14 protein-coding genes are annotated in these 17,915 nt (G+C 40.2%); 7 read left to right on the plus strand and 7 right to left on the minus strand.

Annotated features, from left to right (window positions below):
- The coding region (locus QHT84_RS11820) for a T9SS type B sorting domain-containing protein (protein WP_283239877.1) at positions 1-117 on the plus strand (117 nt) is incomplete at its 5' end.
- Positions 118-403: 286 nt separating this feature from the next.
- Positions 404-646 carry a hypothetical protein gene (locus QHT84_RS11825; protein ID WP_283239770.1) on the plus strand — a complete coding sequence of 81 codons (243 nt, stop codon included), beginning with the start codon at positions 404-406 and terminating at the stop codon, positions 644-646.
- Between the two features lie 181 nt (positions 647-827).
- Here QHT84_RS11825 and QHT84_RS11830 read toward each other — a convergent pair whose 3' ends face one another.
- The gene (locus QHT84_RS11830) at positions 828-2,021 is read right to left on the minus strand and encodes a pyridoxal phosphate-dependent aminotransferase (protein ID WP_283239771.1); all 1,194 of its coding nucleotides are present in this window, start codon (positions 2,019-2,021) and stop codon (positions 828-830) included.
- A gap of 128 nt (positions 2,022-2,149) precedes the next feature.
- Here QHT84_RS11830 and QHT84_RS11835 point away from each other — a divergent pair, with 128 nt between their 5' ends.
- On the plus strand, positions 2,150-3,484 hold the full coding sequence (locus QHT84_RS11835) for an aspartyl protease family protein (RefSeq protein WP_283239772.1): 1,335 nt from the start codon (positions 2,150-2,152) through the stop codon (positions 3,482-3,484).
- 33 nt (positions 3,485-3,517) lie between these two features.
- Here QHT84_RS11835 and QHT84_RS11840 read toward each other — a convergent pair whose 3' ends face one another.
- Positions 3,518-3,952 carry a DUF1573 domain-containing protein gene (locus tag QHT84_RS11840; RefSeq protein ID WP_283239773.1) on the minus strand — a complete coding sequence of 145 codons (435 nt, stop codon included), beginning with the start codon at positions 3,950-3,952 and terminating at the stop codon, positions 3,518-3,520.
- A 307-nt stretch (positions 3,953-4,259) separates the two neighbouring features.
- On the opposite strand from QHT84_RS11840, the gene QHT84_RS11845 reads away from it, so the two are divergent.
- From QHT84_RS11845 to QHT84_RS11855, 3 genes are all read left to right on the plus strand, one after another.
- Positions 4,260-6,887: a valine--tRNA ligase gene (locus QHT84_RS11845; protein WP_283239774.1), complete on the plus strand. Its 2,628-nt coding sequence runs from the start codon at positions 4,260-4,262 to the stop codon at positions 6,885-6,887.
- A 100-nt stretch (positions 6,888-6,987) separates the two neighbouring features.
- On the plus strand, positions 6,988-7,521 hold the full coding sequence (gene pyrR / locus QHT84_RS11850) for a bifunctional pyr operon transcriptional regulator/uracil phosphoribosyltransferase PyrR (protein ID WP_283239775.1): 534 nt from the start codon (positions 6,988-6,990) through the stop codon (positions 7,519-7,521).
- A gap of 85 nt (positions 7,522-7,606) precedes the next feature.
- The gene (locus tag QHT84_RS11855) at positions 7,607-8,536 is read left to right on the plus strand and encodes an aspartate carbamoyltransferase catalytic subunit (protein WP_283239776.1); all 930 of its coding nucleotides are present in this window, start codon (positions 7,607-7,609) and stop codon (positions 8,534-8,536) included.
- Positions 8,537-8,569: 33 nt separating this feature from the next.
- On the opposite strand, the gene QHT84_RS11860 is transcribed toward QHT84_RS11855, so the two are convergent.
- From QHT84_RS11860 to QHT84_RS11870, 3 genes are all read right to left on the minus strand, one after another.
- On the minus strand, positions 8,570-10,714 hold the full coding sequence (locus QHT84_RS11860; RefSeq protein ID WP_283239777.1) for a DUF349 domain-containing protein: 2,145 nt from the start codon (positions 10,712-10,714) through the stop codon (positions 8,570-8,572).
- Positions 10,715-10,879: 165 nt separating this feature from the next.
- Positions 10,880-11,953: an endonuclease gene (locus tag QHT84_RS11865; protein WP_283239778.1), complete on the minus strand. Its 1,074-nt coding sequence runs from the start codon at positions 11,951-11,953 to the stop codon at positions 10,880-10,882.
- 9 nt (positions 11,954-11,962) lie between these two features.
- Positions 11,963-13,183 (minus strand): RsmB/NOP family class I SAM-dependent RNA methyltransferase, encoded by a 1,221-nt coding sequence (locus tag QHT84_RS11870; RefSeq protein ID WP_283239779.1) that lies wholly within the window; start codon positions 13,181-13,183, stop codon positions 11,963-11,965.
- Positions 13,184-13,349: 166 nt separating this feature from the next.
- Here QHT84_RS11870 and QHT84_RS11875 point away from each other — a divergent pair, with 166 nt between their 5' ends.
- Positions 13,350-14,462, plus strand: coding sequence for a poly(ethylene terephthalate) hydrolase family protein (locus QHT84_RS11875; protein ID WP_283239780.1), 1,113 nt, complete (start codon positions 13,350-13,352; stop codon positions 14,460-14,462).
- Here QHT84_RS11875 and QHT84_RS11880 read toward each other — a convergent pair.
- Together QHT84_RS11880 and QHT84_RS11885 are read right to left on the minus strand one after the other, a co-directional pair.
- Positions 14,452-16,440, minus strand: a complete 1,989-nt coding sequence (locus QHT84_RS11880; protein WP_283239781.1) for a KUP/HAK/KT family potassium transporter — start codon at positions 16,438-16,440, stop codon at positions 14,452-14,454. The genes QHT84_RS11875 and QHT84_RS11880 overlap by 11 nt on opposite strands.
- 125 nt (positions 16,441-16,565) lie before the next feature.
- A complete protein-coding gene (locus tag QHT84_RS11885) occupies positions 16,566-17,885 on the minus strand; it encodes a hypothetical protein (RefSeq protein ID WP_283239782.1) in 1,320 nt (439 codons plus the stop codon).
- Positions 17,886-17,915: the final 30 nt, after the last annotated feature.

Here is a 17,915-nt window from a genome sequence, read left to right on the forward strand (position 1 = left end):
TGGGACGGGACATATAATGGAGTGCCGTTGCCATCAACAGATTACTGGTTTACGGTAGATTATCCGGAACAAGGAGTGATGAAACAGTTTAAGGCACACTTCTCGTTGAAACGATAATGAAACAACTTATAAAACAAAAACACCCGCTTATAACAGCGGGTGTTTTTGTTTGTGGAGATTTTATGGTACAGCCTAATTTTAAGGGCAACGTTTTTGGGATGGTTAGTTCAAGTTATTTATTGTGGCAGGAACCATTTTCGGCAAGAATTATTTTTTTGTAAGTTTTTTGACCTTGTTATCGTTGTATGACTTCTTTTTTTAACATTTCCGAGCAGCAGTTTTAACACTAATTATTTATAGGAATTCTCTACATTTATAATCCCAAAACAAACAAACCTAACTAATGATATTGTCCGCTGTATTTGAGCATGCTCAAAGATTAGATACTCCTTTCTTGGTGGAGTATTATTTTCTCGGTGAAAAAATAGAAGATCCGATTCTTTTTTTTGAAATGAATAAGACCCTTTATGACTCGGTTTTTCCTTCTCCGGAAGAAACCCTCAACATGGTAAATAAGTATATTATTTACAGAGAAACACACAAGCTTGTCATTTCAGAGTATGGTTTTCATTTGATTCATTTGTAGTAAATTACGTTCTAGCTGACTACTCACCGTGAACCTAGCCCCGACAGCAGCTGGCTACCCCCGAGACATCGGGGTAGCGCGAATGGCGGGAGCCGTTGTCAAAGAAAGCCAAAACATGTGCTCCTAAAAACAAAAAACGCCTCAAGTACTTGAAGCGTTTTTTTATAATAAAGTTTGACGATTACGAATTGTAGACCTTCAAAGCCTCTTTAAGAATTGCTACCGAACGGATTAAATCGGCTTTTTTAAGCACATACGCAATACGTACTTCATTTAAACCAACGCCAGGAGTAGAGTAGAAACCGGCAGCCGGGGCGACCATTACGGTTTCGCCGTTGTTGTTGTACGATTCCAATAACCATTGAGCAAAATCATCGGCATTCTTCACCGGTAACTGTGCAATGCAGTAGAAAGCACCTTTAGGGGTAGCTACTTTAACGCCTTCGATTTTTTGCAATTCGGCGATTAACGTATCTCTGCGGTCTTTGTACTCGGCAATCACATCATCGAAATAACTTTGCGGTGTTTCCAAAGCGGCTTCACTGGCAATTTGAGCATAGGTTGGCGGACTCAATCGCGCCTGCGCAAATTTCATAGCCGTAGCCATGACTTCTTTGTTTTTAGACACAAGGCAACCGATACGTGCGCCACACATACTGTATCTTTTGGAAACCGAATCAATCATGATGGCGTGTTGTTCTATACCCGGAACGTTCATCACGGAGTGATGTTTTTCGTTTTCGTCGTAAATAAATTCGCGGTATACTTCATCGGCAATTAAGAACAGATCGTGTTTTTTAACAATTTCCGCCAATTGCATGATTTCTTCTTTCGAGTACAAATAACCGGTAGGATTCCCGGGATTGCAAATTAAAATGGCTTTGGTTTTGGGTGTGATTAATTTTTCGAAAGCGGCAATCGGTGGCAAGGCAAAGCCTTCATCGATGGTGGAAATAACGGGAACCACTTTAACACCGGAGGCCGTGGAGAAACCGTTATAATTGGCATAAAAAGGCTCCGGTATGATAATTTCATCGCCCGAATCCATCGTGCTTCCCATAGCAAACAACAAGGCTTCGGAACCACCCGTCGTGATGATAATATCGGCTACCTCTATCGGTAAACCGTGTGCTTTGTAGTAAGCGGATAATTTGGTTCGGTAACTTTCAAAACCGGCGGAGTGACTGTATTCTAATACTTTGATATCGGCATTTTTAACCGCATTTAAGGCAACATCCGGAGTTTTGATATCAGGTTGTCCTATATTTAGATGGTATACTTTATGGCCTTTCTTTTTGGCGATTTCGGCATAAGGAACCAATTTTCGAATAGGCGACTCGGGCATCTGTTGCCCCTTTAATGAAATTTTTGGCATGACGTTTTAGTTTGAGTTGCAAATTTGCGATTTTTTTGCTTGAAAGCAATCCGTTTGGTGGTTTATAAATTGTTAAATATTGTTTTTTGCGGATAGTTTTTTATTAAATTTATCCAAAATCATCTCGAATGCGGTTGTTATTTACTTTTTGTTTTCTTTTTATTGCTTTTATTCCTTGCCGCAGTCAGTCGGGTTTTCAAATTGACCATAATAAAAGGAAAATCGTAATCCCTTTTAAACTCATCAACAACCTGATTTTTATTCCTATAAAAGTCAACGGAGAAACCTTAACGTTTTTGTTAGATACCGGAGTAGAAGAAACAGTGCTTTTTAGTTTAGACGACAAGGAACAAGTCAGTTTGTATCATTTGGAGAAAATAATGCTCAAAGGATTAGGAGGAAATAATGCGGCGGAAGCATACAAATCGTCTCGAAATAAATTAGAAGTCAACGGATTTACCGACAAGGAGCATGAAATTTATCTTGTCTTAGATCAGGAATTTAATTTTTCGTCACAAGTCGGAATTCCCGTAAACGGCATTATTGGCTATCATTTTTTTAAGAATCATTTAGTTGAAATTGATTATGATCGCAAAAAAGTGACGGTGTATGCTGATAATCACCCCAAGATTGTCAAAAGACTTAATCGTCATTTCACGAAAGAGCCTTTGCTGATAGAAGAAAACAAACCGTATTATTATGCTACCGTGGAGAGTGCCGGAAAACGTTGCGAGGCAAAATTGCTTATTGATACCGGCAACAGTGATGCTATTTGGTTGTTTCTTAACAGAACCAATCAAGTCGAATTGCCTGCCAAGAATATTGATGATTTTTTAGGACGCGGCTTTAGTGGTAATGTATATGGGAAGCGAGGCCGAATCTCTCGTTTTACCTTTGGAAATCACAGTTTTGCTAACGCCATCGGTACGTTTCCGGATTCGACCTCTATAAAGAGTGTTAATTTTGTTAAAGATCGGGTGGGTTCTTTAGGAGGCGAAGTATTATCGCGATTCTCGGTATTCTTCGATTACCCAAATCACCTGATTTTTACTAAGAGCAACCATAACGTCAATCAGCCTTTTAATTTTAATATGAGCGGTATAGAGGTACAGCACGACGGATTGGAATGGGTAAAAGAAACGTATGAAGATCCTGGTGCTAAAGGAGTCACCATCAAGATGGGCACGACCAACGAAGGTCGCTTTCAGGATAATCTTCGCATTAAGTTTGAACTCAAACCGGTATTTAAAATTTATAACGTCAGAGCCGGTTCAACAGCCGAATTAGCTGGTTTGCAGAAAGATGATAAAATACTCAAAATCAACAAGCAAAACGCTCATACCTTAAGTATTGAAAAAATAAATGAACTGCTGAAATCCGAAGAGGGAAAGATCATTGAAATGGAAGTTGACCGCAAAGGGCATGTATACACATTTCGTTTCCAACTCAAAAGCATCATATAAAAAAAAAGCCCCTTATTGAAGGGGCTTTTTTTATTATTGCATCATCGGGCTTTTCGTTTTTTTCTCCAGTAAATTTTCAACCGGTTTTACATACACTTCCCCTTTTATTTTTAAGGCTACTCGGCCATCATCCACATTCACGGCATTGGTTTCTACGGTGATGGTTTTTCGAATCGGCCCCGGATTCATGTTGTATTTTACTTCAATTTTTCCGGTTTTTCCCGGCATAATTGGTTCGGTGGGTTTTGAAGGAACCGTACAACCGCAACTCGATTGTACATTGATGATAATCAACGGCGCATCACCGGTATTGGTAAACTCAAAAACACGAACACCATTATCATCTTCTTTGTTAACTCTGCCGTAATCAATCGTGTTGTCTTTGTCTTTAAACTCTATTTTCGGCCCGGTCTGGGCAAAAAACGCAGTACTAAATACCATAGCGGTGATAAGTATTAGTTTTTTCATAGGTCAAATTTTAATATTTGGTTTAGTAAAAATAAACCGTTTCGGTTAATACACAAAAATTTAATTCTTAATTTTTTCTAAAGTCTATATTTAGCTACTTTTGCAATTCAGTTTACAAAAGGTGTGCCAATACATTCAGGAGCGAAAGGTTCGGGTGTGTCAGCCGTCTTTATTCCCGCTTTACGAGTTACCCCGAGCCCGAAATTTCGGGACGGGGGTAACTTCTGCAATCGGGGCTATGGCAAAATCGTATTGTCCTTTTGTAATCTGAGAAGTCTAACAATCTAAGAAGTCTAACAATCTGAATATGATTCCTTCCCAATTCAATGCCGCAGCCGTAGAAAAAAAATGGTACGACTACTGGATGAAAAATAACTATTTTCACTCCAAACCCGACCATCGTAAACCGTACACCATTACCATCCCGCCACCTAATGTGACCGGAGTTTTACACATGGGCCATATGTTAAACAACACCATTCAGGATGTGTTGATTCGTCGTGCCCGTTTAAAAGGGTTCAATGCGTGCTGGGTACCGGGAACCGACCATGCGTCGATTGCCACCGAGGCAAAGGTAGTAGCCAAGTTGAAAAGCGAAGGCATCAATAAAAACGATTTAACGCGCGAAGAGTTTCTCAAACACGCTTGGGATTGGACCCATAAATATGGGGGCACCATTTTAGAACAGCTAAAGCAATTGGGCTGTTCTTGCGATTGGGAGCGCACCAAGTTTACGATGGATCCCGACATGTCGGCTTCTGTAATCAAATCGTTTGTCGATTTATACAATAAGGGCTATATCTATCGCGGGTATCGCATGGTCAATTGGGATCCGGAGGCCAAAACGACCTTATCGGATGAAGAAGTAATTTATGAAGAACGACAAGGCACACTCTATCATTTGCGCTATGCTATTGAAGGATCTAACGAATTTGTAACGATCGCCACCACGCGTCCTGAAACTATTTTTGGAGATACCGCTATTTGCATTCATCCCGAGGACGAACGCTACACACACCTGCAAGGGAAAAAGGCTATCATTCCTATTTCCAATCGCGTAATACCAATCATTTTTGATGAGTATGTCGACAGGGAATTCGGAACCGGTTGTTTAAAAGTAACGCCGGCACACGATGTAAATGATAAAGTATTGGGGGAAAAACACCACCTTGAAATCATCGACATTTTTAACGAAGACGCTACCCTAAATTCCTTTGGGTTGCATTATGAAGGCAAAGATCGCTTTGTAGCGCGTGAAGAAATCGTGGTAGAGTTGGGGCAGTTAGGTTCGATAGTAAAGACCGAAACTCATATGAATAAGGTAGGAACCTCAGAACGCACCAAAGCCGTTATCGAACCGCGTCTGTCTGACCAATGGTTCTTAAGCATGGAAGAATTGGTAAAACCCGCCATCAAAGCGGTGTTGGAAACCGAAGAAATCAAATTATACCCGTCGCGTTTTAACAATACCTATCGTCATTGGTTAGAAAATATCCGCGATTGGAATATTTCGCGTCAATTGTGGTGGGGCCAACAAATTCCGGCGTATTACTACGGTGACGACAAAGAAGATTTCGTAGTGGCTGAAAATATTGAAACGGCGCTAGAATTAGCAAGAGCTAAAACCAATAACCCGCAACTCGAAATTCATAATCTGAAACAAGATCCTGATGCTCTCGATACTTGGTTCTCCTCTTGGTTGTGGCCTATGGCGGTTTTCGGAGGCGTTTTAGATCCGGAAAATGAAGATTTCAAATATTACTATCCGACCAACGATTTGGTAACCGGACCGGACATTTTATTCTTTTGGGTAGCGCGTATGATTATTGCCGGTTATGAATATACCGGTAAAAAACCGTTTACCAATGTATATTTAACCGGATTGGTGCGCGACAAACAGCGTCGCAAAATGTCGAAGTCGTTAGGCAATTCACCGGAACCCTTAGAATTGATTGAAAAATTCGGTGCCGACGGCGTTAGGGTAGGATTGTTGTTGAGTGCTTCGGCCGGAAACGACATTTTATTTGACGAAGAGTTGTGCAACAACGGGAAGGCGTTTGCCAACAAAATCTGGAATGCCTTCCGTTTGATTAAAGGGTGGGAAGTGGCCGATGTTGCGCAACCGGAAAGCTCCAAAGTAGCCATTGAGTGGTATGAAGCGAAGTTGCAGCAAACGTTAGCTGTTATCGACGATTGTTTTGATAAATACCGCTTATCCGATGCCTTAATGGCGATTTACAAATTGGTTTGGGACGATTTCTGTTCGTGGTTCCTCGAAATGATCAAACCGGGATACCAACAGCCAATCGATCGCGCTACATTTGACAAAGCCATCGCGATGTTGGAAGCCAATTTAAAGTTGCTCCATCCGTTTATGCCGTTCCTGACCGAGGAGATTTGGCAACACATCGCCGAGCGAACACCGGAGCAAGCGCTGATTATTGCCGAATACCCAAAAGCATCTGCTTATGATGAGAAGTTAATAGCCGATTTTGACTTTGCTGCCGAAGTCATTGCCGGGGTACGAACCATCCGCAAGGACAAAAACATAGCCATGAAAGAAGCTATTAATTTAAAAGTGATTAATCACGAAAAGGCTTCCGTTTATTTTGACAGTGTAATTCTGAAGTTAGGAAACATCAGCAGTTTGGAATATGTAACCGATACCGTAGACGGCGCTTTAACGTATCGCGTAAAATCGAACGAATACTTTATTCCGGTTTCCGGAAATATTGATGTTGCTGCTGAAATAGCCAAACTCACAGAAGAGTTAAAATATACCCAAGGGTTCTTGAGAAGCGTTCAAGGCAAACTATCAAATGAGAAATTTGTAGCCGGAGCACCGCCGCAAGTCATCGAAAACGAACGCAAAAAAGAGGCCGATGCTTTGGCTAAAATAGCTACCATCGAGCAAAGTTTAGCCAGTTTACAATAAATCCAATGCCCGTTTTTACAACGGGCATTTTTTTTATTTTTTTCGGAAGACCACATACTCTGTAAAAAAATAGTATTTTTACAACCCAAACAACACTATCATGAGTCAAAAAGTATTGCTCACTTCCAAAGAAGTCAATATCATACTCCATCGTTTGGCTTGTCAGTTAATCGAAAACCACCTCGATTTTTCCAATACCGTTTTAATTGGCATACAACCCAGAGGAACTTTTTTAGCCAATCGGATTAAATCACTACTCGAAAACGAATACCAAGTGACCGATGTGAAATTGGGATATTTGGATATTACTTTTTTCAGAGATGATTTCCGCCGCGGCGAAAAGCAATTGGAAGCCAATAAAACCCAAATCGATTTTTTGGTTGAAGATAAAAAAGTAGTTTTTATTGATGACGTTTTGTTTACCGGTCGCAGTATCAATGCGGCACTCACGGCTATCCAATCCTTTGGACGACCGGCGGAAGTAGAACTGTTAGTGTTAATTGACCGTAGATTTAGTCGTCATTTGCCGATACAACCCGATTACAGAGGCCGCCAAGTGGATGCTATCCAAAATGAAAAAGTAAAAGTATGTTGGAATGAAAAGGATGGAGAAGATGCGGTTTATTTGGTTTGAAGGTTACGAGTTTAAAGTTACGTGTTCTCTAACCCGCAACCCGCAACATTTAATATAAACATACAACACAACACTATATATCAAAATGTCTGAACTGACCGTAAACCATTTACTCGGAATAAAATACCTTCAAAAATCGGATATTGATTTGATTTTTGAAACAGCCGATCACTTCAAGGAAGTTATCAATCGTCCGATTAAAAAAGTGCCTTCGCTGCGCGATGTCACTATCGCCAATATCTTTTTTGAAAACAGCACCCGTACCAAATTGTCTTTTGAATTGGCTCAAAAGCGTTTGTCAGCCGATGTAATTAGTTTTTCGGCGGCACAATCGTCAGTCAAAAAAGGAGAAACGCTAATTGATACCGTAAACAATATTTTGTCGATGAAAGTCGACATGGTGGTGATGCGTCATGCCCATCCGGGTGCGGCATACTTCTTATCTCAAAATGTAAAGGCCAGTATCATCAATGCCGGAGACGGTGCTCATGAGCATCCGACGCAAGGATTACTCGATAGTTATTCTATTAGAGAAAAACTGGGAGAAGTGGGCGGAAAGAAAGTAGTAATCGTGGGTGATATTTTGCATTCCCGGGTAGCCTTATCCAATATTTACGCATTGCAAATGCAAGGTGCGGAAGTAAAAGTGTGTGGTCCGAAAACCTTGATTCCGAAATATATTGAAAGTTTAGGGGTTACCGTGGAATCCAACCTGCGTAAAGCCTTAGAATGGTGTGATGTAGCCAACATGCTTCGTGTGCAAAACGAGCGAATGGATGTGAACTATTTTCCTTCGACTCGTGAATATGCCCAACAATACGGTGTAGATAAAAACCTGCTCAATTCGCTGGATAAAGAAATAGTGATTATGCATCCGGGTCCGATTAATCGTGGGGTGGAAATCACCTCAGAGGTGGCCGATTCCAATCAATCGGTTATTTTGGATCAGGTGGAAAACGGCGTTGCGATTCGGATGGCGGTTATTTATTTGTTAGCGTCAAAGATTCAATCTTAAATAAAAAAGCCTCACAATTGCGAGGCTTTTTTGTTATTCCGTTTTCAAATTTCGAAGTTGTTTCAACTTTTCTTTGAGCAATGCCAGCTCTTCTTTTTTGAATTCGATATTTTTCATCACTTCTTTTACCATAGGGTTATCGGCCTTGGCATTCGCAAAAAACTGAATGTTATTCTCCAACTGGAAAATTTCGCCTTGTACTTCATCAATTTTACGCATTAAGAAAACTTTTTCGTTATCCAACTTTCGCGTATCGTTATTAGCCAATTGGTCTAAACGACTGGCATAACGCGTCATTTCATTTTCTTTTTTACTGGCACTTAATTTTTCAAATAAGGCGTCTAAAATTTTATTGAACTTGCCTTCAATGTGTCGACGTGCAAACGGAACTTTACCGAAGCTTTTCCACATTTCAATGTGTGCTTTGATGGCATCCAAATCGGTTTTGTGATCGCCGACCAATTCAAAAGCTCTCAAGGTTTCCAGATAGGCTTTCTTCTTTTCAAAAGCTTCAATTTCTTCTGCATTGACTTCGCTCTTCTGCTCTTTCAGCTTTTCAAAATATTCATTACAAGCCGCACGGAATTCGGCCCATAATTTATCGGAGAATTTTCGCGGTACATGACCGATAGTTTTCCATTCCTCCTGAATTTGTTTCATCAACGGCGTAGTGGTGGCAAAATCAGTACTGTCTTTAAGTTCGATGGCTTTGGCCACGAGTGCTTGTTTTTTAGACAGATTGTCGTTTTGGTCTTTTTTTATGTCTTTGTAAAAAGAGTTTTTCAAGGCATTAAAACTTCTTACCGCATTTTTAAAGGACGTCCAAGTGTCTTCATTAACTTCGGCCGGAACTTTGCCGGCAGCGAAGAATTGATTGCGTAAAGCTTCTACTTTTTCAATTTGAACCAGCCATGCTGCATGTGAGTTAACTCTCTCCTGTGCTAACACTTCAATTTGGGCAATGATTTCTTTTTTCTTTTCCCAATTGGTATTTTCCACTTCGCGTAGCTTTTCAAATAAACTCTCGCGTTTGTCGTGCATTTGTTTGGTTAATTCGCTGAAGCGGTTCCAGATTTCTTCACGGTGTTCGCGGGATACCGGACCGATATCTTCTTTCCAAATGCGGTGCAAATCCTGTAATTCGCGGAAAGCTTTATTAATGTCTTCCAAATGAATCAGTTCTTCTACACGAGCAATGATTTTTTGCTTTTGCTCCAAGTTGTGTTTGAAATCTAAATCACGGGCTTCGCGGTCTAAATGTAAAAAGTCGTAAAAATTCTCTACATGGAAATGGTAATTATTCCACACGTGATTGTATTTGTCTTTCGGAATCGGACCGGCATTTTTCCACCGCTCCCGAATATCGTTGAAGTGCTTCAAGGCCGAGGCAATGCTTTCTTGGGAGTTAATGAGTTGCTTTAACTCTTCTACTATGGCTAATCGCGTTTCTAGATTCGATTTTAAGCTGTTTTGAAGCGCTTTAAAATGATTGTTTTTCTTGTCGCGATAGTTGTTGTATAATTGATCAAATTTAACCTTTAAGGGTAAATGATAATGGAAATCTTCGGTAGTATCCGGATTTTCGGCATAATATTCGTCTCTTTTTTCATCAATAAAATGATAGTATTTAGAGAGGAATGCTTTTTTAAGTTCTTCCACATGGTCTTTCACCGACATGACTCTTTCAACCACAACTAAATCACCTAAGGCATCTACCAGTTGTTCCATTGATAAAGTCTCGTAGTCGAGCATTGGAATATCATGACGGTCTTTGAGTGATTCATCTTCACTTTCCTCGGCATTCACTTCCTGAATAGCGTTCATTACCGAATCGTTTTCGGTTTCTAAAACCGGAGTGTCATCAGCCACTTGCTCATCAGTTAATGCTACGGTTGTCTCCTGATTTTCTTCCACAGCTTCTTCCACCAAGGCTTCTCTTTCGGCCGCCAGTTCGATTTCGTCCTCGGTCAGTGCTTCGGTTAGCACCGCCACTTCAACCGGCGTTTCTTCTTCCGTTGCTACCGATTCAATAGGAGTAGTTTCTTCTATCACCTCAGTGGTCTCGATAGCTTCCTCAGAGGCCGTTTTTTCTTCTGTTTCGGTAGCAGACACTTCAAAAGACTCGTTTACTACATTTCCATCTGCGTCTTGCAGGTTATCATTCTTTTCTTCTAACATTTTTGTAAATGTTTTAAAAGGTTACACATTTTGAGGGCGAAAGATAATAAAAGAAGCGCTAAACATCAAAGGAAAACACTGTTTTCTGTATATTATCACGTTGAAAAACAAAAAAACGCTGTTGAAGGCCAACAGCGTTTTACGTGATATTTGTGATTTTTGTTTTTAGTTGACCATTACTTTTTTGGTAACCGTTTGAGAACCTGAGGATACTTTTAAAAAGTAAAAGCCTTTTGGTAAATTGCTGATAGAGTAGGTGTTATTGTTTAAAACCGGTGATTTAATTTGTTGCACCACCTGACCGTTAATGGTAATGATATCAATCTCATCAACGGAGATGTTGGTTTCAATATTTACAATATCATTTGCCGGATTAGGATATACAGTTATGTCTTCTGCTAGTATAAAATCGGCATTGGAAAGAAAAACGGTGGGCCATCTGTTTTGCGCTGTTGGTCCGCCCCAGATCACGGTTGCTAAATAAGGATTGTCAATAAACGGATTTCTGTTTCCTTGACCGTAGCTGTTGGATGCATTGCCTAAATAGGTATTGCGATTATCTTCATATTGCGACACCGGATCTTGTGCATTCCATTGCAATAATAAATCCAACATATTGGCATCAGAAGCTACAGGTGTTCCCACAGCTACATAGGTTGGTAAACACTGGTTGCCGTACCGTAAATACATATACATGATGATTCGGGCTACATCGCCTTTCCATTCATCACCGGGATACCAATTAGCCCCAACATTCCCCGAATTTCCCGAGCCTGCGGCATATAATTTATTGCCTCTGGTACCATTGCGTTGCACATCGCAAGCACGAAGCATGTGTGCATCGGCTCCAGGACCGTCCTGACCTAAGTCGGGATTCCCTAACGCTTGCGCAAAGATGTGTTCGCGATTCCATTGTCCGTTAGTACCGCCATTGTTGTCTTTATCACGAGTTCTGTCATTGGTTACATCACCATCGGTGCCATTTTCCCAACCATAAACCAGTAATACATTAGCAGTATTCGTTGGGTCTAAATCTACCTGTTTCAACGCATTCCAAACACCGGGAGTATAAGTTAAAAAATTGGTATGCGTAGTGGTGATTTTGGTTGCTAGTGCATTTTTTAAATTCGTACCGGTCAGTGTCCAGTTGAATCCGTTGTAATACGGACTCGCGGGAGCTCCGGCCTGTGAGAATGCAATGGCAATGTTGAATAATAGTAGGTAGGTAAATTTCTTCATTTGTTTAAATTATATTTCTTTTTTTCGTTCTAACAAAGCCATGTAAAAACCGTCAAATCCGGTGTCTTGCGCTAAAATTTTTGTATCCTTTACAAAGGTAAACGATTTGCCGGTGTCGGTACTTAAAAAACGCTTAATTTGTTCCTGATTTTCAGAGGGTAAAACAGAACAGGTTGCATACACTAACTTACCGCCGGGTTTAACTATTTTGGAGTAGTTTTCTAAAACTTCGGCTTGTACTTTTTTGATATTGTCGATGAATTCGGGTTGTAATTTCCATTTCGAATCCGGATTTCTTTTCAATACGCCTAATCCGCTGCAAGGAGCATCAATGAGGACTCTGTCGGCTTTTTCGTGTAATTTTTTGATGACTTTGGTAGAGTCAATAATGCGGTATTCAATATTAAAGGCACCGTTTCTTTTGGCTCTTAATTTTAATTGCTTGAGTTTACTTTCGTATAAATCCATGGCAATTAGTTGTCCTTTGTTTTGCATCAAAGAGGCCATGTGCAAAGTTTTTCCGCCGGCTCCGGCACAGGTGTCAACCACCCGCATTCCCGGTTGAACATCGAGAAAAGGAGCGACTAATTGCGAAGAAGCATCTTGCACTTCAAACAAGCCTTCTTTGAAAGCATCGGTTAAAAAAACATTGGCTCTTTCTTTCAAGACCAAAGCGTCCGGTTGGTCTTTTAAGAATTCCGTTTCTATATTGATATCCATCAATAGGGCGCGAAGTTTTTCCTTGGTGGTTTTTAGGGTATTGGTTCTTAAAATAACTTGCGCTTGTTGGTTTTGTGCCGCAATCTCTTTTGTCCAAATTTCTTCACCCAACTCTTTAACACCCAACTCATCCATCCAATCCGGAATGGATTCTCTGTATTTTCTGATTTTTGAAAGTTCATCAAATCGTCCTTTGATTTTACGGGCAGGTGTTCCTTCTAATTGGCGCCAATCCGGAATAGGATATCCGCGTAGTACCGCCCAAACAGCAAACAGACGCCATAAATCTTCCCGGTCGTAAGGTTCTTTTACCTCGGCAATTTCGGCATACAATCTTTTCCAACGTACAATTTCATAGATGGTTTCGGCGACAAACTTTCTGTCGGAGCTTCCCCAACGTTTGTCTTTTTTTAAGGCACGAGCCACTACTTTATCGGCGTATTCTCCTTCGTTGAAGATGGCATTTAGAGAGTCGATAGTGGTATATACTAAATTTCGATGTAATCGCATGTTGACAAAAAATAAGCGTGCAAAGATATTCCTTTTTTATTATCGGCACTTAAAATTAACAGAGGAAAAATGGTTTGTAGCATAAATCATTATATTTGAGAGGCTTAATTCTCTTTTTATGCGGTATTTTATTCTTATAATTGTTTGCTTTTTTTCACAGTGTATCTTGGCTCAAACTTACCAAATTGGGCATACTACTATTAATTTTACCGATTCTTCCAGAGGAAATCGAGTAATTGCTACCGAGGTGTATTATCCGGCCGATTTTGCCGGAGACAATGTGCCTTTGGCCAATGATAATGTGGTTTTTCCGACGTTGAGTTTCGGACATGGTTTTGTGATGACTTGGGATGCTTATCAGAATTTTTGGACTTCTTTGGTTCCGAACGGCTATATTATGCTTTTTCCGAAGACTGAAGGATCGATTTCTCCCTCGCACTTGGATTTTGGTAAAGATTTGGCCTTTATTCTCAATCAGATGTTGGTATTGAATAGTAATTCCGCCTCTCTTTTTTATAACAGAGTCAGTACCATGAATGCAGTAATGGGTCATAGTATGGGCGGCGGTGCTTCTTTTTTGGCAGCCCAACTCAACAGTAACATTACAACATTAGTCAATTTTGCTGCCGCAGAAACCAATCCATCGGCGATTACTGCTGCGGGTTTGATTGCAATACCGTCACTTGTTTTTTCGGGAAGTAACGATTGTGTGACACCGCCCAATGCCCATCAAATTCCGATGTACAGTGCTTTAGCAGGGCAGTGTAAAACGTTGATTTCCATCACCGGAGGAAGTCATTGTCAAATGGCTAATAGCAATTTTTTATGCAATTTCGGAGAAAGTTCCTGTTCGCCACAAGCTTCTATCAGCAGAGCTTCTCAACAAGCTATTATCAACAGCTATTTGATTCCTTGGTTGAACTTTCAGTTAAAAGGCGATTGTAACGCCGGAAGTCAATTTGATGCTCAAATCACAGCAGATACGGCCATTACGTTTCAAAAAAATTGCCTACTGTGTCCGTCGTTGAGTGTTGACACTGCTTCGACGGAAAATACAGTTACCATTTATCCTAACCCGACGGATACGGTATTGATGGTTCGGGTCGCCATTTCAACGCGCTGTGACATTATTATTTTTGATGGAACAGGAAAAAAAATAGTGTCGGAAACTTTTACAGAATCAACCAATATTGATACCGCTGATTTTTCTGAAGGAGTGTACTACTATATTGTTTCAAGTGAAAACAAAATAGTAGGACGCGGAAAATTTATAAAATAGGACAATCTTTTTCGATACGTCGCATTTCTATTTTTTCCGGTGCATGAATCACCAACGGGAATTGCTCAATTTTTACCGAACTACTGTCTAAACCAAACCCTTTTTCTTCAGACAAACTTAATTTTTTCATCAGAAAATAGGTGTTCATTACTATCTTTTCGAAGAAAGTCAGGTCGCTGTCATTGGAAAGAAATTTTTCAGACAACACGAATTTGAAGTCACCAATAATATGGTTTTTGTGTAATGATTCATAGCGACTGGTAATATCAACTTCACCGCGTTGTACCATTTCTTTAATGACTTGCTTGAACATTAAGTTGATTTTGGTCGGCTCGCGGAAACCAAGATAAAAATCGATGCGATAGATATCATCTTTAACAATTTCAGTCACTCGGTATTCTTTTTTATAAGGTTCGCTCAAAATATTTACGTGGATGAACCAATACAAATCGGCTCTTTTGGGGCGCTTTTGAAGGATGGAATACATTACCTTTTCTTCAATTTCATCACTTCTTTGAGAGTTGGTCATATATACCAAATGCGTGGCATATTTTGGGATAGACAAATCTACACTCAGCTCTGCCAATACCTTCTTATAATCGTTAATTTTGACTATTTTAGTGTAACTTTTACTGATTTTTTTCGCTAAAAACCAAGTCGACATTATCCCAATTAAGAATATAGCAATAGCCAGGGTTACATAACCGCCTTCCATAAATTTGGTAACATTAGCAATCAAGAAGCTAAGCTCAATTACGGCATAAACGGTGATAATGGCCCCAATAAAATACCATTTGACTCTTTTCATAATCAAATAGAAATTTAATAAAGTGGTGGTCATCATCATCCCTAAAATAATGGAAAGACCATAGGCATGTTCCATGTATTTGGATTCTTTAAAATATAAAATAATACCAACACAGCCTACAAACAATAGCCAGTTAATGGAAGGAATGTATAATTGCCCTTTCACATCAGTAGGATAATTAATGCGGACTTTTGGCCAAAAGTTCAGCCGCATGGCTTCGTTTATTAAGGTAAATGATCCACTGATTAAGGCTTGTGAAGCAATAATGGCTGCAAGAGTAGCTACAATAATACCGATAGGTTGAAACCATTCGGCCATAATTAAATAAAACGGATTCGGGTTGTGATCGTTCAATTGTGATAAGGTACTGCCGTTATGTTGCAATAAATAGGCGCCTTGTCCGAAATAGTTTAATACCAAAGTAGATTTCACAAAAATCCAACTCACTCTGATGTTTCGTCTGCCGCAATGTCCCATATCTGAGTATAATGACTCGGCCCCGGTGGTACAAAGAAACACCGCTCCTAAAATAAAAAAGCCGTGCCCGGAGGCATCAGAAGTCAATAATTTGTATGCATAGTATGGGTTAACAGCCTTTAAAACCTCCATATTTTGAGTAATCTGGATAATACCCAAAACCCCTAACATGGAGAACCAAATCAGCATTACAGGAGAGAAAAATTTGGTTACAATTTTTGCTCCAAACTGTTGAATGGTAAAGAGCACAAATAATATAGCAATCACAATCGGAATAGTAGGAATATCCGGTTTGAATATCAATAATCCTTCTACGGCAGAGGATACCGAGATGGGAGGCGTGATAATACCTTCCGCCAAGAGCAAACTACCCCCTATAATAGCAGGAACAATCAACCATTGAATTTTGGTTCTTTTTACTAAAGAATACAACGAAAAAATACCGCCCTCACCATGGTTGTCCGCATTAAGTGTTATGATAACGTACTTTAAAGTGGTTTGGAGTGTTAGGGTCCAAAGAATACAAGATAATCCGCCCAAAACTAAATCGGAAGTTATTTGATGCTCATCTATGATAGATTTCATTACATACAAAGGCGAGGTACCGATGTCACCGTATATGATTCCCAATGTTAAGAGTAATCCGCCTGCGGTGAGTTTTGAGTGTAAATTTTGATGGCTGTGAGAGCTCATAATAAAATGTTAAAGCTGCAAATTTATATGTTTTTAAAATATCTGATTGAAGTTGAGTCAAATATTTTAAAAAAACAAAAGCACCGCCTAAGCGATGCCTTCCAACAACAAAACTATATACAAACTTAACTTCTTCTGTTTCCACCGGAACCATTTTCTCCTCTGGAACTGTTTCCGCGTTGACTTGAATATTCTCTCGGAGTCGAATTTCCTCTTGGTGCTGCCGAAGTTCTCGGAGCATTCTCTCTGGGAGATTGATAGCTTCCAGAGCCCGAGTTTCCTCTCGGTGTGCTTTCTGCAGCAGCAGTTCTAGGTGATTCGTAACTTCGGGTACCCGAATTACCTCGGGGTGAACTGTAACTTCGGGTATCGGAGTTTCCTCTCGGCGAACTCCCAACGGCTACTCTGGGTGATTCGTAGTTTCTGATACCGGAATTGCCTCTTGGCGAACTCTCAACGGCTGCTCTGGGTGATTCGTAGTTTCTGATACCGGAATTACCTCTCGGTGAATTCTCAACAGCAGCTCTGGGTGATTCGTAATTTCGGGTACCCGAATTTCCTCTTGGCGTACTCTGAACAGTCGTTGTTCTTGGAGATTCATAGTTTCTCACACCTGAATTTCCTCTGGGTGTACTTGTCAAAGCAGTAGTTCTTGGTGTATTGTAATTTCGAGTTCCGTTGGCTACAGATCGAGTATTTCTGCGCTGATCTAACTCATAACGATTCACATAACCACTGTTTCGAACCCCGAAGGAACGATTCGGATAACGTACCTCGTAAGCATTTCCTCTGTAACCGCCACGATAATAGTTGTTGTATGCCACATGACATCTTCGGTAGGTTACATAGTTGTAATGGTGGTGGAAATTAATACTGATTCCGATATGGTTTCGGTATCTGAAAATAGGATAGGGTGTCCAAGCATAATAATAAGCCGGATAGTAACCCCAATACCAAGAAGAATAATACGGACGATAATTGTTAATCCAGAATGTGGTGTAAATTACCGGTGTAAACGAATAAACCGGTTCGTAAATATAATTCGGACCATACATGTAAACATTACCAACAACTTGTACTTGTACGCGGTTGTTTCGGTCGCGCTCCACTTCAACAGTAGCTACATCTTGAAAAGTGTCTCTACCCAATACCGATTGAATCACAATCAAATGGGCATTGCCTTCCACCGTTTCAATCACACGCAAATAATCTACTTTATTGTCTTCATTTAAATCCAAATTGGAAATTTGAAGTTCAGGGTCGTTCAAACGTCTTTCAAAATCGGCCAAATCTCTGGAATCTCCAAAAATCGAAGCTACCGCTCTCAAATCAAGGTTGTCACTAATTTCAGAGTTGTATGCTGAAACCGTAGTTCTGTCTTGAGCAAAGGAACTGACAATGCTCCAAAGCGACAGTGTGGCGAGGGTGATCATTTTTGTTTTCATAATAACTATATTTTAGTATTGGAATAGTTT

This window comes from Flavobacterium sedimenticola (assembly GCF_030053345.1).
In the GTDB taxonomy this organism is placed as follows: domain Bacteria; phylum Bacteroidota; class Bacteroidia; order Flavobacteriales; family Flavobacteriaceae; genus Flavobacterium; species Flavobacterium sedimenticola.

Excerpts from the sequence above, each read along its gene's own strand:
- QHT84_RS11825 (WP_283239770.1), top strand. The coding sequence starts at position 404 with ATGATATTGTCCGCTGTATTTGAGCATGCTCAAAGATTAGATACTCCT.
- QHT84_RS11830 (WP_283239771.1), bottom strand. The coding sequence starts at position 2,021 with ATGCCAAAAATTTCATTAAAGGGGCAACAGATGCCCGAGTCGCCTATT.
- QHT84_RS11835 (WP_283239772.1), top strand. The coding sequence starts at position 2,150 with ATGCGGTTGTTATTTACTTTTTGTTTTCTTTTTATTGCTTTTATTCCT.
- QHT84_RS11840 (WP_283239773.1), bottom strand. The coding sequence starts at position 3,952 with ATGAAAAAACTAATACTTATCACCGCTATGGTATTTAGTACTGCGTTT.
- QHT84_RS11845 (WP_283239774.1), top strand. The coding sequence starts at position 4,260 with ATGATTCCTTCCCAATTCAATGCCGCAGCCGTAGAAAAAAAATGGTAC.
- pyrR (WP_283239775.1), top strand. The coding sequence starts at position 6,988 with ATGAGTCAAAAAGTATTGCTCACTTCCAAAGAAGTCAATATCATACTC.
- QHT84_RS11855 (WP_283239776.1), top strand. The coding sequence starts at position 7,607 with ATGTCTGAACTGACCGTAAACCATTTACTCGGAATAAAATACCTTCAA.
- QHT84_RS11860 (WP_283239777.1), bottom strand. The coding sequence starts at position 10,714 with ATGTTAGAAGAAAAGAATGATAACCTGCAAGACGCAGATGGAAATGTA.
- QHT84_RS11865 (WP_283239778.1), bottom strand. The coding sequence starts at position 11,953 with ATGAAGAAATTTACCTACCTACTATTATTCAACATTGCCATTGCATTC.
- QHT84_RS11870 (WP_283239779.1), bottom strand. The coding sequence starts at position 13,183 with ATGCGATTACATCGAAATTTAGTATATACCACTATCGACTCTCTAAAT.
- QHT84_RS11880 (WP_283239781.1), bottom strand. The coding sequence starts at position 16,440 with ATGAGCTCTCACAGCCATCAAAATTTACACTCAAAACTCACCGCAGGC.
- QHT84_RS11885 (WP_283239782.1), bottom strand. The coding sequence starts at position 17,885 with ATGAAAACAAAAATGATCACCCTCGCCACACTGTCGCTTTGGAGCATT.